Here is a 25,126-nt window from a genome sequence, read left to right as displayed (position 1 = left end):
GACGATTCGTCGAATCGTCATGCACACCGGAAATATGTCTCGGTCAATCCGAAATTCCACCGGCGCCTGCGAACGATTTACTTGCCACCCGCCCATGGCAGGCGCTGCTTCTGGGCTTCGTCGTGCCAACGCTCTTCTTCCTCGTGGATGTAACGCTGGGTGGTGCGTGGATCGCTGTGACGCGCGTCCTTCTGCACGAAACGCTCGTCGATCCCACTGTCGAGCTTGGCCGTGATGCCGGTATGCCGCCCCCAGTGAGCAGATGCCGCGCGCAGCTTTTCCTTCTTGTGTTCGGCGTCGGGTGGCAGCAACTCGGCCGCCGCATGGAAAATCTTCTTCAAGATCTGATTGAGGCGTCGCGCCGTGATCGGGCTGCCGTCCTTCACCGACACGAGGATCGGAGTGGTGTCGTCGCGACGCGGCACGGCGCTCAGGCCCAGATGCTTGCGATACCGGATCAGCGCCTGAAGCATGTCGTCGGCCACCGGCACCTTGGCCTTCTTGCCGCCCTTGCCCACCACGTGCCACCACCACAAACCGCGCTCCTCGCGAAAGCTGTTCATCCTGTGGCTTTCCAGCTCGCCAGCGCGTGGCGCCAGCATGTAGAGGATCGCCGCGATGAAGCGGGCGCGCTCGTATTCGTCGCGCCCTCGTTCGGCATCGCGGGGCATCGCCTCGATCGCTGCGGTGACGGCCTGCCACATCTGCGAATCGAGAAAGCGTTCGACCTTATCCACCTCGTCGGTGCTCGCCACCGCGCGCAGCGGCCCGGCAGCCTCGGCCGACATCTTGCGGCGCCGCTGGCGGATCAGACCCAGCGGGTTGCCCATCAGATAGCCCGCATCCACCAGATAGCGCATCAACGAGTTGATCGCGGCGATCGCGGTGAGCACCGCGCTTTCGCTCAAAGGCCCCACGAACGGCCGCCATTTTTCGGTCCGACGCTCCGCCTTCGGACCACACCACAGCGAGGCGGGCTGCGGATCGGCAAGAAAGTTCAGATAGCCCTCGAAGTCCTGTCGATTGAGGCTCGAGATCGGCTTTCCACAGTCAATCAACGCCCACAGAAGGAGGCGTTCGCACTCGCGTTGGTAAATGCGCAAGGTGCCCGGCGAGCGGTCGTATTCGGCGAGAAAGCAGCGGATCGCATCGGCGTCGCACTGCGCCGTGATCTGCAGTCGCGCCGGGTCGGCACGATTTTCACCGCGACGACCATCCAGCTCGGGCGGGATGACGATTTCGTCAAGCGGGCGCACTGGCACCGCGGTAGGGGCCGCTGCTACGGATCGATCTGATTTCATGGATGAAAGTGTATCCCGACAGCGCGTCCAGGCCCGTTTCCCGGCATCCGTCGCACGCGAAAAACTTGCGAACTCTCAAGTGCTGTATATAATTACAGTCATCGAGAGTTCGCCATGCCTCGAACCATGAACGGCGAACCGCACAATCCACCATCCCGCCCCGTCCGGGCGGTCAACCGAAAGGAATCAACGATGGAAACGCTGATCTGCCGGATGCTGCTGGCGTGTGGCCTGATTGTCGGTGTGCTGCTGGCTGGTGGCCAGGGCGAGTACGTGCTCGCCCCGGCGCTGCTGGCCCTCGTCGGCGCGGGCGTACTGCGCCGGGTCGGGCCCTCTCTGCCCTGGCATGCGGGCCATGGCCGGTACTGATGCGCCGGGCCGGAAGGCGCCCTGGGCAAATCAGTTACGCCGCCCTGCCCTCGCCTTGCGTTCGGCCTGAATCAGCTCGGCGATATCGGTGTTGCGATACTTGCTCGCCCAGCTATCGGCCGTTTCGTTCTGATCGTTCTTGAGGTCGACATTGGCCCCCGCCTTGAGCAGGCGGGCCACCACGTCTTCGTGCCCATTACGCGCCGCGAACATCAACGGCGTGCTCTTGTTCGGTGCCAGTGCATCGACGCTGGCGCCCTTCGCCAGCAGGAGCTCGACCACCGGCAGCTTGCCTTCGAAGGCAGCGTACAGCAGCGGGTTCCAGCCCTCGCTGTTAAAGCTTGCACCCGCCTTGAGGAGTTGATCGACGATCGCAGTATGGCCGCGCAAGCTGGCCAGCATCAGAGCCGTGTCGCCCGCCGCATTACGCGCGTCGAGCTTGATGCCCGGTTGCCTGATGAGCTCGGCCACCACTTTGGGCTGGTCTTCACGGGCGGCGAGAATCAACAGCGTGTTGCCGCTCTGGTCCGTAGAATTGACGTCCATGCCACGGGCGACGAGCTGAGCCACTTCACGGTCGTCGCCGAGTTTGGTGGCATTGAGCAGATCATCGAGCGATGCGGCGAAAGCCGGCGTGCTCAGATGCAGACCGACGAGCGCCGCAGCGACGGCCCCCAGCCGGACGGAACGAAAAGCAGAACGAGCGGACGATACGATGGCGGCAGGTTTCATGACGGTTTGGCGTGCTTGAAGAGCTGGAAGAAATTGCGGGTTGTCGCGTCGGCGACGGCCTGAAGGGTTTCCCCGCGGGCGGTGGCAACGGCCTCGGCCACGTGGCGGACGTAAGCCGGCTGGTTGGTCTTGCCCCTGAAAGGAACCGGCGCAAGATACGGCGCATCGGTTTCCACGAGCAGCCGGTCGGACGGCACGAAACGGGCCACCTCGCGCAAGGATTCAGCCGTCTTGAAGCTGACGATGCCTGAAAACGAGATGTAGAACCCGAGCTCCAGCGCCTGCGCCGCAACCTCGCGGGTTTCGGTGAAGCAGTGCATGACCCCCCCCACCTCGTCGGCAGACTCTTCGCGCATCAAACGCAGCGTGTCGGCGGCCGCGTCGCGGGTATGGATGATCAACGGCTTGCCGCATCGGCGGGCAGCACGGATGTGGGTGCGAAAGCGCGCCCGCTGCCATTCCGGCGCGTCCTTATGCCAGTAGTAATCGAGCCCGGTCTCTCCGATGGCGACAACTTTTGGGTGCGCGGCCAGTGACAGCAGGCGAGCTTCGTCCGGCTCGTCGCAGTCGGCGTTGTCGGGATGGACGCCCACCGAGGCAAAGAGGTTTGCATGGCGCTCGGCCAGGCCAAGCACGCCCGGCAAAGTTTCGAGCTTGACGGCAACGCACAACGCGTGGATCACGCCGTTGTCGGCCATGCGCTGGAGCGCACCGGCCTCGTCGGCGATCAGATCGGGGAAATCCAGGTGGCAGTGCGAATCAACGAGCATCGGGACGGGTCGGGATTGAACGAATAACAGAGCGCCACGCGTGGGGTTTGCGCCGCCTCAAAGCGTGTGGGTGGGGCGCGACGAGCCCAGGTGACCGGCCAGGATCTGCTCGATACGGTTGCGCAGCACCTGGCCCGCGTCGTCGCCGGCGAACTGGACGCCGATGCCCTGGGTCTTGTTGCCCTGGGCACCCGCGGGTGTGATCCAGGCGATCGCGCCGGCTACCGGATGCTTGGTCGGATCGTCCATGATCTGCAGCAACATGAAGATTTCCTCCCCGAGCTTGTAGTCACGGGTGGTCGGCACGAAAATTCCGCCGTTCTTGATGAACGGCATGTAGGCGGCGTATAGCGCCGACTTGGAACTGATATTGAGCGACAGGACGCTGGGGCGTGCCTGCGCCGGCCGTTTCACGGAATCGTTCATCTGCGTATGGCCGGGGACGCCGCCAGGCTTCGGGCGTACCGCAACAGCATGTCCTCGAGAAAGAGCCGGGCGTTCAGGGGATGCTGGGCAACCCGGCGGGACTGGGTGATTTCATTGTAGCAGCCGAGCGCGGCATCCACGGACAGGCGCCCGGCGAGCCCGTGCAGGATGTCATATTGCGCGGGAAAGAATCGCACCGGCCCGCCCAGGCGCAGGCTCACCAGATCGGCCACCCAGCGCTGCAACCATGCCACCAGCGTGGGCATGTCGAAGCCGGTGGCGAGGGCGTCCTTGCTCTTTAGCCAGCTCTCCCATTCGCCTGCGAGGCGCAGCGGCGTCTTGCGCGGCAGGCTGGCCAGATCGTCGATGAAGCGCTTGCGCGCAGCGGCACCGCCGCCTTCGGCGAGCGCAGCGGCAGCCAGGGGCATGCCACCCGAAAACGCGAGCAGCGCGTCGGCGTCGGGCACCTTCCGGCCAGCCAGCCAGCGCGCGGCGGCCTCTGCCGGCGGACGCGGAAAGGCCCACGTCTGGCAGCGGCTGCGGATCGTCGGCAGGAGGCGCTTCGGCGCGGAGGAAATCAACAGAAACAGCACGTTCGTCGTGGGCTCTTCAAGCAGTTTGAGCAGCGCGTTGGCGGTGTAGAGGTTCATCGCCTCGGGCGGATCGATGATCGCCACCCGTCGCCCACCCCGGTGACCGCCAGTGGTCAGCGACTGCTGCAAATCGCGGATCTGTTCGATCACAATCTGCCGGCTGGCCGCCTTGCCGCCCTCGGCCTTCTCGGGCGCATCGCTCCGCTCTTCCCGATCGGCCTCGGGAATGACTCGCAGCAGGTCGGGATGGTTCCCCGAGATGCGCCACAGGCAGTCTTCGCAGTGGCCGCAGGCATGACCATCGGGGCCCGGCCTGGCGCACAGCTCGCGGGCCGCCAGGGCCTCGGCGAAAACCCGCTTGCCACCGCCGGCAGGCCCGGCCAGCAGCAGGGCGTGGGGCATCCGGCCGGCGTTTTCGAGGACCCGCTGCCACAGGCCGGCTTGCCATTCGAAAATCATTGGAAGCACGTCTCCGCGACGATGGCTTCGACCTCGCGCTGAATCTCCTGCGGGCTGCGGCTGGCGTCGATGACCTTCACCCGCGCCGGGTCGGCGGCGGCCCGGCGCAGGTAGGCTGCGCGGACCCGCTCGAAGAAGTCGGTCTGCTCGCGCTCGAAGCGATCGGGTGCCGCGCCGGTGCCGGCGAGGCGGCGTGCCGCGATCGCGGGGTCGAGATCGAAGACGAGCGTGAGATCGGGCTGCAGGTGGGGATGCACCCACGCTTCGAGGGCGGCGAAGCGGGCTTCGTCGAGGCCACGGCCGCCCACCTGGTAGGCGTAAGTGGCGTCGGTGAAGCGATCGGATACCACCCATTTGCCGGCGGCGAGGGCGGGCTCGATCAGCGCGGCAAGATGTTCGCGGCGGGCGGCGAACATCAGCATCGCCTCGGTCTCGAGGTGCATCGGCTCGTGCAGGAGCAGTTCGCGCAGCTTTTCGCCAAGGGGCGTGCCACCCGGTTCGCGGGTCTGCACGACGGTCACGCCGCGGGACGCGATGAGGGCCACGGTGGCGGCGATCTGGCTGCTCTTGCCGGCGCCGTCGATACCTTCGAAGGTGATGAAGCGGGATTTCACGGGGTGCGTTTCCGGATATAGCGGGCCACCGCCCGGTTGTGGTCGTCGAGGCTGCGGGAGAACTCGCTGGAGCCGTCGCCGCGAGCGACAAAATACAGGTAATCGCTGGCCTGCGGGTTGAGCGCCGCGCGCAGGGCGGCGGTGCCGGGCATCGCGATCGGCGTGGGCGGCAGGCCGGGGCGGGTGTAGGTGTTGTAGGGCGTATCGGCGACCAGATCGCGCTTCCTGAGGTTGCCGTCGAAACCCGCGCCGAGTCCGTAGATCACCGTCGGGTCGGTCTGCAGCAGCATGCCGGCGCGCAGTCGGTTGATGAAGACCGAGGCAATCAGCGGGCGATCCGCCGCCTGGCCGGTCTCCTTCTCGACGAGGGAGGCCATGATCAGCGCATCGTAGGGCGTCTTGTAAGGCAGGCCGTCGGCCCGGCGCGGCCACTCGCGTTCGAGCACCGCCTGCATGTTGCGGTACGCCCTGCGCAGCACGTCGAGATCGCTCGAGCGGCGGGCAAAAAGATAAGTGTCGGGGTAGAACCGCCCCTCCGGGTGGCGCGCGTCGGCGCCGATGCGCTGGAGGATCTCGGCGTCCGACAGGCCCGTGGAATCGTGGCGCAGGTCGGGGTGCCGATCCAGCGCGGCGCGCACCTGCCGGAAATTCCACCCCTCGATCAGTGCGAGCTCGGCCTGGCTCACGTCGCCGCGGGTGAGCTTGGCGAGCAATTGCAGCGGCGTCAGCCCGCGCTCGACCTCGTAGCTACCGGCCTTGATCCCGTTGGCCTGACGGGTGACGCGGGCCAGGCCGACGAGCAGGAAAGGCTCGACGCCGATGCCGGCCTCGACCAATTGACGCGCCACCTGACGCATCGACGAGCCCGGTTCGATGGTGAAATCGAGCGGGCTTTCGCGCAGCGCCACCGGCTGGTACGCAAACCACGCGAGCCCGCCCGCGGCCCCCGCGACACCGACGAGCGCGAGGACGAACAAACGAAAAATCAGGCGCTTCATCGGGGAACTCGGCGCCTCGGGCGCAAACGAACGGGTTGAGCGGTAGAAGTGAAAAAAGCAGCCGAAGCTGCCGTAACGACAATTTTCGCGGCGACAGGAGACGACTTTGCCGCCCGCGCGCAACAGGCCGGAAGCCTTCGCCGCTAGCCCACTATAATAGCGCAAACCGCTTTTGGACTCGTTTCTGACTCAGGACCCCGACCACTGATGAACGCAACCTGGCAATCCCTTCTCGCCACCCAAGGCGCCCGTTTCGCCGACGACATTTCGGTGCGCTTTCACGACGACGCGCGCGACGACGTCCGCCGCGCCGCCCAGGGCACCGTGGTGGTGCCCCTCGTCCACCTGGGCGCCATCCGCGCCACCGGCGAGGACACCATCGCCTTCCTCCACAACCTGTTCTCCAACGACGTGAAGAAGCTGGGCGCCAATCAAGCCCAGTTCACCAGCTTCAACAGCCCCAAGGGCCGGATGCTCGCCAGCATCCTGCTGTGGCGCGAAGGGGGCGATTGCCTGCTGGCCCTGTCGGCCGACATCCACGCCGCAATGCAGAAGAAGCTCTCGATGTACGTGCTGCGCTCCAAGGTACGCCTGATGGACGACAGCGGCGACAGCGTGCTGATCGGTCTCGCCGGGCCGCAGGCCGGCGCGGCGCTCGAAGCCGCCGGGCTGGGAATTCCCGGCGCGCCGCTGGCCACCGCGTCGGGCATGGCCACCGTCGTGCGCCTCGACGACGCCCGCTTCGTCGTCTCGGCGCCGCTATCCGAAGCGGCCGGGCTGTGGGCCACCTTCACCGCCGCCGGCGCCGCGCCGGCCGGCACCGCCGCCTGGCAATGGCTCGACATCAAGGCCGGCCAGCCGCTGGTCAGCGCGCCGGTACAGGAAGAGTTCGTCGCCCAGATGCTCAACTACGACCTCATCGGCGGCGTCAGCTTCACCAAGGGCTGCTACCCGGGCCAGGAGATCGTCGCCCGCACCCACTACCTCGGCAAGCTCAAGAAGCGCATGTACCGCGTCCACGCCGACGTGCCCGCCCTCGCCGCGGGCGCCGACCTCTACGCCCCCGACTTCGGCGACCAGTCCGCCGGCAAGGTGGTGAGCGCCGCGCCGGCGCCCGACGGCGGCTTCGACGCCCTCGTCGTGCTGCAAACCGCCAGCGCCGACGCCGGCGAGGCCCGCGTCGGCAGCCCCGATGGCGCCCCGCTGCGCTTCCTCGTCCTGCCCTACGCGATCGCCTGAGGCCGCACCGTGACCACGCCGATCCACTATTACATCTACTACCCCGTTCAGGTCGGCCTCGAGATCGACCTCGCGCGCACCCTCTACAACCTGCAGGCCGACCTGCAGGCGCGCACCGGAATCGCCGGCCGCTTCCTGCGCAAGGCCGACGATCCGTGGACCTGGATGGAAATCTACGAGAACGTCACCGACGCCGGCACCTTCGACGCCGCGCTGGACGAAGGCGTCGCCCGCCACGGGCTGGACCGCTTCATCGACGCCGGCGGCCGTCGCCACACCGAGCGTTTCGTCGCATGTGCCTGATCCTCGTCGCCTGGCGCGCCCACCCCGACTACCCGCTGGTGGTGGCCGCCAACCGCGACGAATTCTTCGCCCGCCCGGCCGCACCCGCGGCCTGGTGGCGCGACGAAGCCGATCCGGCGGCAATTTTTGCCGGTCGCGACCTGGAAGCCGGCGGCACCTGGCTCGGCCTCACGCGCTCGGGCCGCTTCGCCGGCCTCACCAATTATCGCGATCCGCTGCGCGTCCGCGACGGCACACCGTCGCGCGGCGCGCTGGTGGCCGACTTCCTCGCCTCGGGCGAGCGCACCGAAACCGCCCTCGCCCGCCTACGGGTCGAGGGCCCCCGCTACAACGGCTTCAACCTCTTCGTTTCCGACGGCGACACGCTCGGCATTTACGAAAGCGAATCCGGCGCCGCCCGGGTGCTCGAACCCGGCCTCCACGCCCTGTCCAACCACCTGCTCGACACGCCGTGGCCGAAGGTTACCGCCGGCAAATCGCGCCTCGCCCGCGCCCTCTCGGCGCTGCCCGACGACACGCCCCTGCGCGAGCTGCTGCGCGACGACCGCCCCGCCCCCGACGCCGCCCTGCCGCGCACCGGCGTCAGCCTCGCCTGGGAGCGGATGCTCTCGAGCGCCTTCATCCGCGCCCCCGGTTACGGCACCCGCTGCTCCACCGTCGTCACGCGCGATCGTCGCGGCTGGACCCACGTCACCGAATCCACCTGGAGCGCCGTCGGTCTCGAAACCGGCCGCGTCGTCGAAACCTTCCAGACCCGGCCGCGCTGAGCCGCGCCCCGCCGGGCCCGCGGCCGTATAATCGGCCCCTTGTTTTTCCCCCGCAGCACCCGTCCGCATGACCGCCTCCCGCCCGCTTCAACCGCTCCTGCCGTCCCTCGACGCCTTCACCCAGGCCAAACCCGGCCAACGCCTCGACCTGCCTCCCCTCGCCGGCTCCAGCGATGCCCTCGCCATCGCTCGTCTGGCCGACGGCAAGCGGATGCTGGTGGTCGTCACCGCCAATCCCATCGACGCCCAGCGCCTGTCGGACGAGATCGCCTGGATCGCACCGGGGCTGCGCACCCACCTCCTGCCCGACTGGGAAACCCTCCCCTACGACAGCTTCTCGCCCCACCAGGACTTGATCTCCGAGCGCCTGTCGACGCTCTACGCGATCACCCGCGGCGAGGCCGACATCGCCCTCGTGCCCGCCTCCACGGCGCTGTACCGCCTCGCGCCGCCCGCCTTCCTGGCCGCCTACACCTTCTTCCTCAAGCAGGGCGAGCGGCTCGACGTGGACGGCCTGCGCAACCAGATGACCGTCGCCGGCTACGCCCACGTCACCCAGGTCATGTCGCCGGGCGAATACAGCGTGCGCGGCGGCTTGGTCGATCTGTTCCCGATGGGCGCCGCGCTGCCCTACCGCATCGACCTCTTCGACGACGAGATCGAAAGCATCAAGACCTTCGACCCCGACACCCAGCGCACCGTCTTCCCGGTGAAGGAAGTACGGCTGCTGCCAGCGCGGGAATTCCCCCTCGACGAGGCCGGGCGCACCCGCTTTCGCGGCCGCTTCCGCGAGACCTTCGAAGGCGACCCATCCCGCTGCACCGTTTACAAAGACGTCTCCAACGGCATCGCCCCGGCGGGCATCGAGTACTACCTGCCGCTGTTCTTCGACGAGACCGCCACGCTCTTCGACTACCTGCCGGAAAGCAGCACGATCTTCCTGCACCGTGATGTCCCCGGCGCCATCGAGGCCTTCTGGAAGGACGCCCGCAGCCGCGCGCAACTCCTCGGCGGCGACAAGACCCGGCCGATCCTGCCGCCGGAGCAATTGTTCCTGTCGGAAGAAGCTTTCTTCGTGGCGCTCAAGGAGCGCATCCGCCTGAGCCTGCCGGCCGACACCCGCGGCGGGCCGGCCGAGGCGCTCCCCGACATCTCCGTCGAGCGCAAGGCCAGCGACCCGCTGCACCGCTTCAAGGCCTTCTGCGCCGGCTTCCCCGGCCGCGTGCTGGTGCTGGCCGAATCCGCCGGTCGCCAGCAGACCATCGCCGAATACTTCGCCGAATACGGCCTCAAACCCGCCGCCAACGGCGACTTCGCCGCCTTCGTCGCGGGCGACGCCCGGCTCGCCCTCGGCACCGGCCCCCTCGCCGCCGGCTTCGTGCTGCCCGGCCCTGGCCTCGCCTTCGTCACCGAATCCGAGCTCTACGCCGCCACGGCCCGCAACCGCACCCGTCGCGACAGCCGCAAGGCCGCCACCGTCGAAGGCTGGCTGCGCGATCTCTCCGAACTCAAGCCCGGCGATCCGGTGGTGCATTCCAGTCACGGCATTGGCCGCTACATGGGCCTGGTGCACATGGACCTGGGCGAGGGCCAGACCGAGTTCCTGCACCTCGAGTACGCCAACGGCGACAAGCTGTACGTGCCGGTCTCGCAGCTGCACGTGATCACCCGCTACGCCGGTGCCGACCCCGAGGCGGTGCACCTGCACACCCTCGGCTCCGGCCAATGGGAAAAGGCCAAGAAGAAGGCCGCCCAGCAGGTGCGCGACACCGCCGCCGAGCTGCTCGCGCTGTACGCCCAGCGCGCCGCGCGCAAGGGCCACCAGTTCGACTTCAAGCAGCACGATCTGGAAGCCTTCGCCGACGGCTTCGGTTTCGAGGAAACGCCCGACCAGCTCGCCGCCATCAACGCAGTGGTCGCCGACATGAAATCCGGCCGCCCAATGGACCGCCTGGTGTGCGGCGACGTGGGTTTCGGCAAGACCGAAGTCGCCTTGCGCGCCGCCTTCATCGCGGTGGCCGACGGCAAGCAGGTGGTCGTGCTGTGCCCCACCACGCTGCTGGCCGAGCAGCACTACCAGACCTTCGCCGACCGCTTCGCCGACTGGCCGATCAAGGTGGCCGAGCTGTCCCGCTTCAAGAGCGCCAAGGAGCAGGCCGAAGCCATCAAGCAACTGGGCGAAGGCAAGGTGGACATCCTCATCGGCACCCACCGGCTGCTCCAGAAAGACGTCACCTTCAAGCGCCTGGGCCTCGTCATCATCGACGAGGAGCACCGCTTTGGCGTGCGTCAGAAAGAGGCGCTGAAGGCCCTGCGCAGCGAGGTGGACATCCTCACCCTCACCGCAACGCCGATCCCGCGCACCCTGGGCCTCGCGCTGGAAGGCCTGCGCGAATTCTCGGTGATCGCCACCGCGCCGCAGAAGCGCCTCGCCATCAAGACTTTCGTGCAACGCTACAGCAAGGGCATCGTGCGCGAGGCGGTGATCCGCGAGTTCAAGCGCGGCGGGCAGGTTTACTTCCTGCACAACGAGGTCGAGACCATCGAGAACATGCGCGAGGCGCTCGAAGAGCTGCTGCCCGAGGCGCGCATCGTCATCGGCCACGGCCAGTTGCCCGAGCGGGAGCTCGAACGCGTGATGCGCGATTTCACCACGCAGAAGGCCAACCTGCTGCTGTGCACCACCATCATCGAGACCGGCATCAACATCCCGACGGCCAACACCATCATCATCAACCGTGCGGATCGCTTCGGCCTCGCCCAGCTCCACCAGCTGCGCGGCCGCGTCGGCCGGTCGCATCACCAGGCCTACGCCTACCTGCTGACCGACGCCCACGCCAAGCCCACCGCCCAGGCCCAGAAGCGCCTCGACGCCATCACGATGATGGAAGAGCTCGGCTCCGGCTTCTACCTGGCGATGCAGGATCTGGAAATCCGCGGTGCGGGCGAAGTGCTCGGCGAGAACCAGTCGGGCGAGATCCAGCAGGTCGGCGTCAGCCTCTACACCGAGATGTTGAAGCGCGCGGTGCGCGACCTGCAGCAGGGCAAGGAGCCCGACCTCAGCCAGCCGCTGGAGGTCGTCTCCGAGATCAACCTCCACGCCCCGGCGCTGCTGCCAAACGACTACTGCAGCGACGTGCAGGAGCGCCTCACCCTCTACAAGCGCCTCGCCAACTGCGACACCGAGGACGAGCTGCTGGCCATCCAGGAAGAGCTCATCGACCGCTTCGGCGAGATGCCGCCGCAGACCCGCACCCTGCTCGAAACCCATCGCCTGCGGATGCTGGTCAAGCCCTTCGGCGTGGCCAAGATGGATGCCTCGGAGTCGCAGATCAGCATCCAGTTCGGCCCCACCGCGCCGATCGATCCGGTGAAGGTCATCATGCTGATCCAGAAGGACAAGACGCTGAAGATGGCCGGCCCGGACAAGATCGTCCGCCGCGTCGCCACCCCAGAGATCAAGGCCCGCGTCAGCGCCGTGCGCGAACTGCTCGAAGCCGTGAAGGCCTGAGCCGCTGCCCGGTCAGGCCCCGGCCTGGCCGAGCATGCGCCCAAGCATCGCCCGCAGCACCGCGGGCTCGAAGGGCTTGTCGCAGATCCCCGACACGCCCGCCTCCTCCACCGCCGCCAGGCGGCGCTCGTTCGATTCGCTGGTCACCATCAGGATCGGCACGCTGCGTTGCCAGCTGCGTCCCCGCACGTATTCGACGAATTGTCGTCCATCCATCTCGGGCATGTTGTAGTCGGTGACGATCAGGTCCACCAGCGTCGCATCGAGGATCACTGCGCCCGCCTTGCCATCACCGGCCTCCACGATGTGCCGGATGCCCAGGTTCTCGAGCACCCGCCGCATGAAGCGCCGCGCGTTCGGGCTGTCGTCCACCAGCAGCACCCGCAGCGCCTCCAGGTCCAGCGCGTTGTCGAAGCTGTAGTCAGGCTTCAGGTAATCCAGCGTCGCCCTCAGCGCGCGGGCCAGTTGGTCGCTCGAAAACGGCTTCGGCACGATGCCGCACACCCCGGACTGGCGCACCGCGTCCAGCGCCTGGGGGCGGGTCTCGCTCGAGATCAGCACGAAGGGCAGTGACGCCCATTCCGGATCGGCGCGCATCGCCGTCACCAGCCCGGTGCCGGTGCCATCCGGCAGGTAGAGCGCCGACAACACCGCATCGGGCCGCACGCGGCCCATCTCGGCGCACGCCTCGGCCACGCCGCCGACCACCGTCACCCGGGTCAGCCCGATCTCGTCACAGTGCCGGCGAATGATCTTCGCCTGCACCGCCGAGGGCTCGACCAGCAGCACCCGAAGCTGCCCCAAGCTGTCCTTTTCCATCCGTGTTCGCGCTCCTGCGTGATGCCTCGACTGGCAGCTTTAGCGAACGGCCGCGACGAATCTTGAGGCGCCCGCACCGGCCCACCGCGGGCGGGTTTCTTTTTTCATTTTGTTTCAAGTTTTCGCTTTAGCCGACGTTATGACACGAAGTTCGGCGGCGACATGTTTGCACGCACCTCGAAGCGTGAGGGCATCCCGCCGGGACCGACGTACTTGCTTGCGCCATCCAGACCTCACACCGCACTAAACGGGGAACACCATGAAGAATACGAACCACTCCCGCAGCGTTGCCGGCACCCGCCTGCTGGGCGCCTCCAGCGTATTGCTCGCGGCCCTGCTTTCCGGCTGCTCGACGATCCCGACGCCGTTCTCCCTCGACGAACAGAAGCAGATCGCCGCAGCCGACCGCAAGGCGGCCGGCGCGGACGTGGAACCCCTGGCCGGCAAGCTCACCCTCGCCGACGCCATTGCCCGTGGTATCAAGTACAACCTGGATCACCGCACCCGGATGATGGAACAGGCGCTGGCCGTCGGTCAGCTCGACCTGGGTCGCTACGACATGCTGCCCAAGCTGGTCGCCTCCGCCGGTTACCAGTGGCGCGACAAGGACCTGATCACCAACAGCAAGGATTCCGTCACCGGCCAGCCCTCCCTCGCCAACCCGTACATCTCGTCCGACCGCTCCCACACCCTGACCGATCTGGGCCTGTCCTGGAACGTGCTCGACTTCGGGGTGAGCTACTACAACTCCAAGCAGAACGCCGACCGCGTGCTGATCGCCAGCGAGCGCCGCCGCAAGGCCATGCACAACCTGATCCAGGAAGTGCGCACCGCCTACTGGCGCGCGGCCAGCGCCGAGAAGATCGACAAGGATCTGCGCGAAACCATCCGCATCGCCGAATCGGCCCTCTCCGACTCCCGCAAGATCGAGCAGGAGCGCATCCGCGATCCGCTCGAGGCGCTGCGTTACCAGCGCACCGTGCTCGAGAACCTGCGCATCCTCGAGAGCATCCAGCAGGAACTCGCCGCCGCCAAGATCGAACTGGCCGCCCTCATCAACCTGCCGCCGGGCACCCAGTTCCAGCTCGCCGAGCCCAGTGCCGGCGAACTCAAGCCCGCCGTCCTGCCGATGCCCGTCGAGCGTATGGAAGACATCGCCATCGCCCGTAACGCCGACCTGCGCGAACAGTTCTACAACGTGCGCATCGCCGTCGCCGAAACCAAGAAGTCCATGCTGCGGCTGTTCCCCGGGCTGTCGTTCAACTACGCGCTGCGCCACGACACCAACAGCTACCTGATCAACAAGACCTGGCAGGACGCCGGCGCCCAGATCAGCTGGAACCTCTTCAACCTGATCTCCGCCCCGGTGGCGATGCGCTATTCCGAATCCGCCGAGAAGCTCGCCGAGCATCGCCGCATGGCCACCCAGATGGCCGTGCTGGCCCAGGTCCACCTGGCACGTCAGCAGTACGAGAACGCTTATAAGCTGCTCGACCGGGCCGACTCCATCTATACCGTCGACCAGCGCATCTACGAGCACAGCAAGAGCCGCGAAAGCGCCGAGACCAAGGGTCGCCTCGACCTGATCTTCAGCAACACCTCGGCCATCGTCAGCCTGCTGCGCCGCTACCAGGCCCTGAGCCAGGTTTACGCCGCGAGCAGCCGCATCCAGGCCACCCTCGGCCTCGAACCCGAGATCGGCAGCGTGGACGACACCTCCCTGACCGACCTGCGCCGCAACGTCGAAAACGCCATGGAACAGTGGAACCGCGGCGAAGCCCTGAAGGAACCGGCCGCTCCGCAGGCGAGCTTGGAAGCCGCGGCGCCGCTGGCGCAGGGGCACACATCGGGAGGAGATTGGAGGGACGGCAGCCGTCTGCCTAAAGCCACCTCACACCCCGACGACGACGCGCCCGCCGCCCGCACCGTGACGTGGTCCGACGTCTCCGCCACCCAAACCATGGGCCAGCCCAAGACCCCCGGCACCACCTGGTCCATCGCCGACCTCCACGAACGCTCGATGGCCCAGTTCACCCGCGCCGCCCTGGCCGCCCACACGCCCACCGCGCGCTGACGAGGTTCCACCATGCACCGATCCCTGCTTGCCATCGCATTGGGTTCCACGATTCTCGGCGCCTGGGCCCAGGTTCCGCCGCCGCGGGTCGCTCCGCCTCCGCCGCCCTCGGCCGACCGCCCGGCGCTGGACAAGCAGGAGATCCGCGCCCAGCTCTCGCCACGACGCTTCACCACCATCGCCGCCGAACTGGGCGCCAAGGTCAATCGCATCACGGTGCGCGAGGGCGAACGCTTCAAGGCCGGCCAGGTACTGGTCGTCCTCGACTGCTCGCTGCAGAGCGCCCAGCTCAACAAGGCCCGGGCCACCCTCGGCGCCGCCGAAAAGACCTACGCCGCCAACCACCGCCTGGCCGAACTCAACTCGGTGGGCAAGCTCGAACTGGAAACCTCCCAGTCCGAAGTCGCCAAGGCCAAGGCAGACGTGTCGCTGATGAGCACCACGCTCTCCAAGTGCCAGATCGCCGCGCCGTTCTCCGGCCGCGTCTCCGAGCAGAAGGTGCGCGAACAGCAATTCGCCCAGCCCGGCCAGGGCATCCTCGAAATCCTCGACGACAGCGCCCTCGAGCTCGAATTCATCGTGCCCTCCCGCTGGATGGTCTGGCTCAAGGACGGCTACCGCTTCCAGGTCAAGATCGACGAAACCGGCAACACCTACCCGGCCAAGGTCACCCGCCTGGGCGCCAAGGTCGACCCGGTCAGCCAGTCCGTCAAGACCATCGCCGTCATCGACGGCCAGTTCCCCGAATTGATCGCCGGCATGAGCGGACGGGTGGTGCTCACCCCGCCGACCACCGCCCCCGCACCGCAAAAATAACGACCGCCACGCCTTTGCAGGAGCCTTCCATGCCCTCGAACACGACCCGCCAAGCCGCCGCCAAACGCCGCCTCAACCGCCAGGGCCCCGCTCCGCTGGCCCTCGAACAGCGTCTCGTCTTCGACGGCGCCGCCGGCGCCGAAGCCGTTGCCAAGGTCACCGCCGACCCCGTCGTCGTCGATGCCACCCACGACAGCAGCACCGATCTGGCCCCGGCCGCCGTCCAGTCCGCCGCCACGGCTGCCCCGGCCCAGAGCGTCGTGTTCGTGGACGGCCAGTTGCCCAACGCCGGCGTGCTCGCCAGCAACATCGCGAACGGCGCCCAGGTCGTGATCCTCGACCCCACCCGCGACGCGCTCCAGCAAATGCAGGACACCCTGGCCGGTCGCCAGGGCCTCCAGTCGATCCACATCCTCTCCCACGGCAGCCAGGGCGAAGTCACCCTGGGCGATCTGCGCCTCAACCAGGGCAACCTGGCGTCCCACGCCGGCGCGCTCGCCGCCATCGGCGCCAGCCTCGCCACCGATGGCGACATCCTGCTGTATGGCTGCGACATCGGCGCCGGCAGCGAAGGCCACGCCCTCGTGGACGAGATCGCCCGCCTCACCCAGGCCGACGTGGCCGCCTCTACCGACGCCACCGGCGCCAGCCAGGAGGGCGGCGACTGGAACCTCGAATACAGCAGCGGCGTCATCCAGACCTCCGCGCTCGCCTTCGCCGACGCAGTCGATCCCTTCCTGCTCGGCACCCCCGTCGTCAGCTCGGTGGACGACACCACCTACGTCGAAGGCAGCGGCGCGGTCATCGTCGACAACAACATCACCATCACCGGCGGCAGCTCCTACGACGGCCAGTACGTCCGCTTCAGCCTCACCAACGGGCAGAACACCGACATTCTCAGCCTCACCAACGCCGCCAACGTCAACGCCGCCGGCGCCATCTCCTTCTCGGGCAGCTCGGTCTACCTGGGCAACGGCAGCGGCCGCGACATCATCGGCAGCATCGACGCCACCGAGAACGGCACCGCCGGCAAGGCGCTCAAGATCAATTTCGTCTCCACCTTCACCAACTCCGGTTTCGAGTCTGGCACCCTCACCGGCTGGACGGCCATGAACCAGGTCGTCAACCTCGGCACCACCAGCATCGCCGGTTTCGTCTCGCCCAACGACAACACCTACCCGGCCAACGCCGGCAACGACGACGTCTACCCGACCACTCCGGGCAGCTTCACCACCACCGTTTCCACCTCCCAATACACCGAAGGCACCCACTCCCTGAGCCTGCTCAGCTCCGGCATGACCACCGCCACCGGCTACGACGTGGTGCACGGCCCGGCCGTGTACAGCGACACCTTCTCGGCCAGCGCCGGCGACAAAATCTACTTCGACTGGCGCGCCTACGCCGGTGACGACGCCTACGACGTCTTCGGCTACATCCTCAACACCAGCACCGGCGCCACCACCACGGTGCTCGACGCCACCGGCACCAGCAGCTCCGGCTCCACCAACTGGGCCACCGCCAGCGCCACCATCGGCACCACCGGCACTTACCGCTTCGTGTTCGTCTCCGGCACCTACGACTACTCCGGCGGGCGCGCCGCCGGCGCGTCGATGTACATCGACAACGTGCGCGTGTACGGCTCAAAGGTGAACGACGCCGTCGTCACCAGCATCGCCCGCCAGGTCGCCTTCGAAGCGACGTCCGACAACCCGGTCACCTCGCAGACCCGCGTGTTCACCGTCACCGCGATGAGCGCCACCGGCCCCAGCGCGTCCGACACCGGTCTCATCAACATCACCGCCACCAACGACGCCCCGGTCCTGGGCGGCGCCGCCCAGACCCTCGCCTACACCGAGAACGGCGTCGCCACGCCCATCGACAAGGTCGTCACGGTCACCGATCCGGATGCCCCAGCCAACTTCAACGGCGGCTGGCTGCAAGCCCAGATCACCACCAACGGCGCCGCCGAAGACCAGCTGTCGGTGCTCAACCAGGGCACCGGCAGCGGCCAGATCGGCATTTCCGGCAGCAACGTCACCTATGCCGGCACCGTCATCGGCAGCGTCGACGCCAGCTACACCGGCGTCAACGGCAGCGCACTGCGCATCAACCTCAACGGCAGCGCCACCCCGGCCGCCGTCCAGGCCCTGGCCCGCGTCATCGCCTACAGCAACAACTCCGACGCTCCGTCGGTCAGCAACCGCACCGTCACCTTCACCCTCAACGACGGCGGCAACACCGGCAGCGGCGGCTCGCTCCAAGGCACCCGCACGGCCGGCATCACCATCACCGCGGTGGACGACCCATCGGTGCTGACCATGAGCATCAGCGCCAACACCTACAACGAAAACGACAACAGCTTCTACGTCGACCCCGGCCTCACCCTCACCGACGTGGACAGCACCACCCTCGACGGCGCCCGCGTCGTCATCACCAGCAACTTCGTCAGCGCCGAAGACCGGCTCCAGCCCGCATCCGGCACCGACGCCAGCGGCAAGATCACCTACGCCTACAACGCCACCACGGGCATCCTGTCGCTCAGCGGCACCGCCACCATCGCCGAATACCAGGCCGCCCTGCGCGCCGTGAAGTACTTCAACACCAGCGACGATCCCACCACCACCGCCCGCACCATCAGCTTCACCATCGGCAATGCCGTCGCCCTCAGCTTCGGCGGCAAGACCCACTACTACGAGTACGTCTCCGGCAGCTACTCCTGGACGGCCGCCAAGGCCGCCGCCGAAAGCCGCACCTTCCAGGGCATGACCGGCTACCTGGCCACCATCACCAGCCAGACCGAAAACGACTTCATCCGCCAGAAGCTCCAGGCCGACGCCTGGATCGGCGCCTCCGACGACTACACCTACATCAACGCCGCCACCGGCACCACCACCTACGCCAGCCAGTCCGCCTCCGAAGGCAAGTGGTACTGGGTCACCGGCCCCGAAAAAGGCACCCTGATTTCCACCGGCAACACCAGCCCGGTCACCGCGAGCGGCGGCTACGCCTACTGGAACAGCGGCGAGCCCAACAACGCCAACGGCACCGAGCACTACGGCGAGATCTACTCGTCGGGCAGCCACCCCGGCATGTGGAACGACCTGCCCAACTCCTCGCTGCTGCCCTATGTCGTCGAATACAACGACAACGGCGGCACCTCCAGCTTCAGCAAGACGCTCACCCTCACCCCCGCCCGCCGCAACGACGCGCCGGTGAACAACACGCCGTCGGCCATCCCGGCCATCCAGGAAGACGCCATCAACAACGCCGGCTCCCTCGTCTCGAGCTTCCTGGCCACCACCGATGTGGATAGCGGCACCGTCAGCGGCATCGCCGTCACCGCCGTCGACAACAGCCACGGCAGCTGGCAATACTCCCTCGACGGCGGCGCCAACTGGACCGCCTTCGGCACCCCGAGCGACGCCACCGCCCGCCTGCTCGCCAGCAGCGACAAGATCCGCTTCGTCCCAAACGCCGACTTCAACGGCACCGCCACCGTCACCTATCGCGCCTGGGACCGCACCAGCGGCACCGCCGGCACCACCGTCGATCTGTCCGCCGCCTCCGCTTACGGCACCACCAAGTCGGCCAACGGCGACGAAACCGCCTACTCCGCCGCCAAGCAGACCGCGAGCCTCACCGTCACCGCGGTCAATGACGCGCCGGTACTCACCCCCGCCGCGCCCAGCCTCACGCCCCTCACCGAGGACCAGACCAACACCGCCGGCCAGACCGTCGCCAGCCTGCTGGGCACCTCGGTCGGCGACGTGGACGCCAGCGCCCTCCAGGGCATCGCCATCACCAGCCTCGCCAGCGGCAACGGCACCTGGCAGTACTCCATCGACAACGGCGGCACCTGGAACGCCGTCGGCACCGTCTCCTCCACCTCGGCCCTGCTGCTGCGCGGTACCGACAAGGTGCGCTTCGTCCCCGACGCCAAGAACGCCACCACCGGCAGCCTCACCTACAAAGCCTGGGACCAGACCGGCGCCACCGCCGGCCAGCAAGGCACCAAAGCCAGCACCGCCACCAGCGGCGGCAGCAGCCCCTACTCCACGGCCAGCGACACCGCCACGATCACCGTCACCGCCGTCAACGACGCCCCGGTGCTCGGCACCCCGTCGAACTTCTCCGGCCTCACCGAAGACGCCACCAACAACGCCGGCCAGACCGTCGGCAGCCTGCTCGGCAGCGCCATGACCGACGTGGACACCGGCGCCGTTCAAGGCATCGCCATCACCGGCACCAGCAACGGCACCGCCACTGGCAGCTGGCAGTACTCCACCGACGGCGGCACCACCTGGTACGCCGTGGGCAGCCCCAGCGCCAGCAACGCCCTGCTTCTCAAGAGCACCGACCGCGTGCGCTTCAACCCCGACGGCTTCAAGGGCGGCACCGCCACCCTCAGCCTGCGCGGCTGGGATCAATCCACCGGCACCGCCACCACCGGCAGCACCCGGGGCGAAGCCGACGTGGGCAGCAACGGCGGCACCTCCGCCTTCTCGGGCAGCGAGCAAGTCGTCAGCGTCACGATCAGCGACATCAACGATCCACCCCAATTCACCACCGCCGCCGCCAATGCCGCCTTCACCGAGGGCGGCACCCCCGTCAATGTCGGCAGCGGCCTCGTGCTGGTGGACGATGGCGGCCAGCTGAGCAAGGCCACGGTCAGCATCAGCGCCGGCTTCACCGCCGGCGACACCCTCGCGGTTGGCACCCCGGGCGGGCTCACCGTCAGCTACAACGCCACCACCGGCGTCCTCACCCTGTCTGGCAGCGCGCCCGTCGCCACCTACGCCACCGCGCTGCAGTCGGTCACCTTCGTCACCACGTCCGACGACCCCACCGTCAACAGCACCACCCGCGCCCTCACCTGGAAGGCCACCGACAGCACCGGGCTCACCAGCGTCGCCAGCCCCAGCACCCTCACGGTGACGCCCACCGCTGACGCCCCCACCCTCACCGGCCAGCCGACCACCTGGGCCTACACCGAAGACGACGGCGCGCGCATCATCGCCCCGACCCTGGTCCTCGCCGACGCCGACGACACCCAGCTCAGCGGCGCCACCGTCACGGTGAGTGGCACCGGCTACCTGCCGGACGGGCGCGAAAGCCTCGCCGCCGTCACCACCGGCACTGGCATCACCGCCAGCTTCGATCCAAACACCGGCCGCCTGACCCTCAGCGGCACCGACAGCGTCGCCAACTACCAGAAAGTCCTGCGCTCGGTCACTTACACCAACGTGCGCGACTACGACGGCCTCGACAACACCGACCCGGCCTACGTGGCCTACGACGCCGCCACCAGCACCCGCAGCATCGCCTGGCAGATCACCGACGCCAACTCCGACGGCGCCAGCGGTTCGCCCGTCTACGGCGCCCAAAGCTCGGCCCTCGCCACCACCAGCGTCACCATCGCCAACGCCAACGAAACGCCCCAGGTCAGCAACATCAACGGCTACACCGCTCACATCGCGTACACCGAAGGCGGTCTTCCCGGCACCCTCGAAGGCCTGCTCTCGGTTGCCGACGATGGCCTCGTGAGCGACATCAATTCGGCCTTCGTGCGCATCACTGCGGGCCTCGAAGCGGGCGACGAGCTCGGCTTCTATTCCGGTGTCGCCGGCTGGATCCAATCCGGCACTGCGACCAGCGGCACGCTCACCAAGGGCGGCACCGTCATCTCCTACAGCTGGAATCTCGCCGCCGGCGACATGGCGCTCAGCACCATCGGCGGCACGGCCAATCAGGCCGACTACACCGAGGTGATGCAGGCGATCGGTTTCACCAGCAACAGCGACGACCCCACCGCCTCCAACAGCACCCGTACGCTGATCTGGCGCGTCACCGACAGCGGCGGCCTGGAAAGCGCCGTCACCACCGCCCAGACCACGATCATCGACATCACCGCCACCAACGACACCATGGCCGCCCAGTCGGCCAGCCTGCCGGCCAATGGCGACGTGATCTACGCCGAGAACGGCCCCGCCGTCGTCCTCGCCCCCAGCATCGCGCTGGTCGACCCGGACGACACCACCCTCGCCAGCGCCACCATCCGCATCTCCGGCAGCGGCTTCGACGCCACCCAGGAATACCTCACCCTGCCCGGCGCCAGCGCCGCCGCGGGCACCGACTGGACGCTCGCCAACATCGGCGGCACCGGCATCAGCGCCAGCTTCCACGCCGCCACCGGCACCCTGACGCTCAGCGGCACCGCCAGCACCGCCGCCTACGAAACCGTCCTGCGCCAGATCGCCTACGGCAGCGGCGCCGACAACCCCACCAGCACGGCCAGCACCCGCACCATCAGCTGGCAATTCACCGACAGCTTCGGCAGCCGCCTCACCGACGCCACCGCCAGCAACGACAGTGCCGCCGGCAGTGCCGGCGCCATCGTCACCAGCGAAGTCGCCCTCGCCCCGCAAAACGACGCCCCGACCCTTTCCGGCCTGCCCGGCAGCCCCGTCGCCTACACCGAGGGCGGCAGTGCCGTCACGCTCGCCAGCGCCATCAGCCTGGCCGACGTGGACGACGCCAACCTCACCCAGGCCCGCGTGTGGATCAGTGGCGGCTTCACGGCCGGCGACACCCTGGGCTATTCGCTCGGCGCCAGCGGCATCAGCGCCAGCTACGACGCCGCCACCGGCGTCCTCACCCTCACCCACGCTGGCGCCGCCAAGGGCGTCTTCGAAAGCGTCCTCCAGAGCGTCACCTTCAGCTCCACCGCCAACGACCCGACCGCCGTCTCGGCCACCCGCAGCATCAGCTGGCAGATCACCGACGCCGATGCCTCCACCGGCGGCACCGACAAGCTCGCCAGCACCATCGGCACCACCAGCGTCACGCTCACCGCCACCGACAACGCCACCACCCTCGGCGGCCTCGGCAGCGCCGGCTACACCGAAAAGGGCTCGCCCGCCCTCATCGCGCCGTCAATCACGCTCGGCGACGCCGACGACACCACCCTCGAAGGGCTCAGCGTCACCATCTCCGGCGGTCACACCGCCGGCGATCTGCTCAGCGTCGGCGCACCGCTGGCCGGCACCGGCATCAGCGCCAGCTACGACGCCACCACCGGCATCCTCACCCTCAGCGGCTCCGCCACCCTCGCCGACTATCAGGCCGTCGCCCGTTCGATCGTCTTCTCCACCTCGAACGACAACCCCACCGGCACCTCGGCCAACCGCAGCTTCACCTGGGGCACCACCAGCAGCTTCGGCTCACGGCTCACCGACGCCACCGCCGGCAACGACGCCAGCACCGGCACCGTCACCGCCAACGCGGGTACCAGCACCCTCGGCATCACCGCCCGCAACGACGCCCCGACCCTGACCCTCGGCCACAACACCGCACTGGACGCCACCACCGTCGTCTTCGAACAAGGCGGCAGCCCGGTCTACGTCCTCGACGACACCAACCCCACCGCCGTCGGCGTCGCCACCATCGCCGACGTGGACGACGCCAACATCGCCAGCGCCCGGGTCGTCATCAGCACCAACCTGGGCAGCGCAGACGTCCTCAGCGTCGCCACCCCGGCGGGCTGGAGCCGCGCCGGCAACATCATCACCGCCCCCGGCGGCGGCACCATCAACGTCGCCTACACCGCCGGCACCGGCACCCTCGACCTGACCACCGCCAGCGGCCACGTCAGCAAGGCCGAATTCGAATCGCTGCTCGAACACGTCCAGTTCCAGAACAATTCCGCCTCGCTCACCGCCAGCGGCGCCAGCCGTGCCCTCACCTGGACGATCACCGACGCCAATGCCGTCGCCGACGCCACCCTCGGCGCCCAGACCGCCAGCGGCACCACCTATCTGGTGATCCGCGACCTGAACGACGCACCGACCCTGTCGGCGAGCAACGTCACCGCCACCTACACCGAAGGCGACGCCAGCGTCGCGATCCCCGGCCTCGTCATCACCGATCCCGACACCGGCGAGATCGTCACCGCCACCCTCACCCTGTCGCAGCCCTCCGCTGGCACCCTCAGCGTTCCCCCCGGCGCCAGCTATGACCACGCCACCGGGATCTGGACCTTCACCGGCAGCGTTGCCAGCGTGAATAGTGCGCTGGCAGCGCTCACCTTCATCCCGGCCACCAACACCGACGTCAACACCACCATCAGCGTCACCGTCGCCGACGGCGGCGAGGACGGCGCCCTCCCCGCCACCGCCACCATTGCCCTCGACGTCACCGCGGTGAACGACGCCCCTGTGCTCACCCCCGCCGCGCCGGTGCTCGCCGCGCTCACCGAAGACGACACCGCCAACGCCGGCCAGACCGTCGCCAGCTTCCGCGGCGCCATCGCCGACGTCGACACCGGCACCCAGACCGGCATCGTCATCGTCGGCACCACCGACGGCAACGGCCACTGGGAATACCGCCTCGGCAGCGGCAGCTGGACCGCCTTCGGCAGCGTCACCCCCACCAGCGCCATCGCCCTGGCCGACAGCGACAGCATCCGCTTCGTCCCCAACGGCGAGAACGCCACCAGCGCCAGCCTCACCTACCGCGCCTGGGACCGCACCGGCGTGAGCGCCGGTAGCGGGGTCGACGCCAGCAGCACCGGCAACGCCACCCCGTTCTCCGCCGTCTCCGACACCGCCACCATCGCCGTCAGCGCGGTAAATGACGCGCCCGTGCTCGCCGCCGGCGACACCACCCTCAGCCCGCTCACCGAGGACGACACCGCCAACACCGGGCACCTCGTCTCGGCGCTGCGCGGCACCGTCACCGACGCCGACAGCGGCGCCCTCCAGGGCATCGCCATCACCAGCCTCGCCAGCGGCAACGGCGCGTGGCAGTACAGCACCGACGGCGGCACCACCTGGAACGCCGTCGCCGGCCCCGTCTCCGCCACCCACGCCCTGCTCCTGGCCGACGCCGACCGCATCCGCTTCGTCCCCGACGGCCACAACGCCACCGCCGCCAGCCTCACCTATCGCGCCTGGGACCACGCCAGCGGCGCCGCCGGCACCTACGCCGACACCTCCACCCACGGCGGCACCAGCGCCTTCTCCAGCCAGGAGAACGCCATGGACATCGCCGTCACCGCAGTGAACGACGCCCCCGTCCTCGCCAGCGACGCGCCGGTGCTCAACCCCCTCACCGAAGACGACACCGCCAACGCCGGCCAGACCGTCGCCAGCTTCCTCGGCAGCACCGTCTCCGACGTCGATGCCGGCGCCCTCCAAGGCATCGCCATCACCGCCACCAACACCGGCAACGGCGCCTGGCAGTACAGCACCGACGGCGGCACCACCTGGAACGCCGTCGCCGGCCTCACCGGCACCAACGGCCTGCTCCTGGCCGACACCGACCGCATCCGCTTCGTC

16 protein-coding genes are annotated in these 25,126 nt (G+C 68.2%); 8 read left to right on the top strand and 8 right to left on the bottom strand.

Going from position 1 to position 25,126, the window contains the following annotated elements; translation table 11 throughout:
- Nucleotides 1–77: 77 nt before the first annotated feature.
- The gene (locus ACE3P2_RS07990; protein WP_374263131.1) at nt 78–1,256 is read right to left on the bottom strand and encodes a tyrosine-type recombinase/integrase; all 1,179 of its coding nucleotides are present in this window, start codon (nt 1,254–1,256) and stop codon (nt 78–80) included.
- Between the two features lie 237 nt (nt 1,257–1,493).
- Here ACE3P2_RS07990 and ACE3P2_RS07985 point away from each other — a divergent pair, with 237 nt between their 5' ends.
- Nucleotides 1,494–1,670, top strand: a complete 177-nt coding sequence (locus tag ACE3P2_RS07985; protein ID WP_374263129.1) for a hypothetical protein — start codon at nt 1,494–1,496, stop codon at nt 1,668–1,670.
- Nucleotides 1,671–1,700: 30 nt separating this feature from the next.
- Here ACE3P2_RS07985 and ACE3P2_RS07980 read toward each other — a convergent pair whose 3' ends face one another.
- Genes ACE3P2_RS07980 through mltG form a run of 6 tightly spaced genes read right to left on the bottom strand, consistent with a single transcriptional unit; the run spans nt 1,701 to nt 6,262 of the window.
- Entirely contained in the window at nt 1,701–2,402 is a 702-nt protein-coding gene (locus tag ACE3P2_RS07980; protein ID WP_374263126.1) for an ankyrin repeat domain-containing protein, read from the bottom strand.
- A complete protein-coding gene (locus tag ACE3P2_RS07975) occupies nt 2,399–3,172 on the bottom strand; it encodes a TatD family hydrolase (RefSeq protein ID WP_374263124.1) in 774 nt (257 codons plus the stop codon). Before ACE3P2_RS07975 ends, ACE3P2_RS07980 begins: the two co-directional genes overlap by 4 nt.
- A 57-nt stretch (nt 3,173–3,229) precedes the next feature.
- On the bottom strand, nt 3,230–3,598 hold the full coding sequence (locus tag ACE3P2_RS07970; protein ID WP_374263121.1) for a PilZ domain-containing protein: 369 nt from the start codon (nt 3,596–3,598) through the stop codon (nt 3,230–3,232).
- Nucleotides 3,595–4,650: a DNA polymerase III subunit delta' gene (gene holB, locus ACE3P2_RS07965; RefSeq protein ID WP_374263119.1), complete on the bottom strand. Its 1,056-nt coding sequence runs from the start codon at nt 4,648–4,650 to the stop codon at nt 3,595–3,597. The genes ACE3P2_RS07970 and holB overlap by 4 nt, the downstream gene beginning before the upstream one ends.
- On the bottom strand, nt 4,647–5,264 hold the full coding sequence (gene tmk / locus ACE3P2_RS07960; protein WP_374263117.1) for a dTMP kinase: 618 nt from the start codon (nt 5,262–5,264) through the stop codon (nt 4,647–4,649). The genes holB and tmk overlap by 4 nt, the downstream gene beginning before the upstream one ends.
- Nucleotides 5,261–6,262, bottom strand: a complete 1,002-nt coding sequence (gene mltG / locus ACE3P2_RS07955; protein WP_374263114.1) for an endolytic transglycosylase MltG — start codon at nt 6,260–6,262, stop codon at nt 5,261–5,263. Before mltG ends, tmk begins: the two co-directional genes overlap by 4 nt.
- Nucleotides 6,263–6,469: 207 nt before the next feature.
- Between mltG and ACE3P2_RS07950 the strand changes: the two genes are divergently transcribed.
- The 4 genes from ACE3P2_RS07950 to mfd all read left to right on the top strand — a co-directional run bounded on the left by ACE3P2_RS07950 (nt 6,470) and on the right by mfd (nt 12,082).
- On the top strand, nt 6,470–7,501 hold the full coding sequence (locus ACE3P2_RS07950; RefSeq protein WP_374263111.1) for a folate-binding protein YgfZ: 1,032 nt from the start codon (nt 6,470–6,472) through the stop codon (nt 7,499–7,501).
- A 9-nt stretch (nt 7,502–7,510) separates the two neighbouring features.
- Nucleotides 7,511–7,804, top strand: coding sequence for a DUF4936 family protein (locus ACE3P2_RS07945; RefSeq protein WP_374263109.1), 294 nt, complete (start codon nt 7,511–7,513; stop codon nt 7,802–7,804).
- On the top strand, nt 7,795–8,571 hold the full coding sequence (locus ACE3P2_RS07940) for an NRDE family protein (protein ID WP_374263106.1): 777 nt from the start codon (nt 7,795–7,797) through the stop codon (nt 8,569–8,571). Before ACE3P2_RS07945 ends, ACE3P2_RS07940 begins: the two co-directional genes overlap by 10 nt.
- Before the next feature lie 67 nt (nt 8,572–8,638).
- Complete coding sequence (gene mfd, locus ACE3P2_RS07935) at nt 8,639–12,082, top strand: transcription-repair coupling factor (RefSeq protein ID WP_374263103.1); 3,444 nt, start codon at nt 8,639–8,641, stop codon at nt 12,080–12,082.
- Nucleotides 12,083–12,094: 12 nt separating this feature from the next.
- Here mfd and ACE3P2_RS07930 read toward each other — a convergent pair whose 3' ends face one another.
- A complete protein-coding gene (locus ACE3P2_RS07930) occupies nt 12,095–12,901 on the bottom strand; it encodes a response regulator (protein ID WP_374263100.1) in 807 nt (268 codons plus the stop codon).
- A gap of 259 nt (nt 12,902–13,160) precedes the next feature.
- Here ACE3P2_RS07930 and ACE3P2_RS07925 point away from each other — a divergent pair, with 259 nt between their 5' ends.
- From ACE3P2_RS07925 to ACE3P2_RS07915, 3 genes are all read left to right on the top strand, one after another.
- Entirely contained in the window at nt 13,161–14,975 is a 1,815-nt protein-coding gene (locus ACE3P2_RS07925; protein ID WP_374263097.1) for a TolC family protein, read from the top strand.
- A 12-nt stretch (nt 14,976–14,987) separates the two neighbouring features.
- A complete protein-coding gene (locus ACE3P2_RS07920; protein WP_374263094.1) occupies nt 14,988–15,791 on the top strand; it encodes an efflux RND transporter periplasmic adaptor subunit in 804 nt (267 codons plus the stop codon).
- A gap of 29 nt (nt 15,792–15,820) precedes the next feature.
- Nucleotides 15,821–25,126, top strand: a 9,306-nt coding sequence (locus tag ACE3P2_RS07915; RefSeq protein WP_374263091.1) for a DUF4347 domain-containing protein, incomplete at its 3' end; no start/stop codon positions are given.

It is taken from the genome of Zoogloea sp. (assembly GCF_041911615.1).
Classification (GTDB): domain Bacteria; phylum Pseudomonadota; class Gammaproteobacteria; order Burkholderiales; family Rhodocyclaceae; genus Zoogloea.
This window is presented reverse-complemented; position numbering and strand designations above follow the sequence as displayed.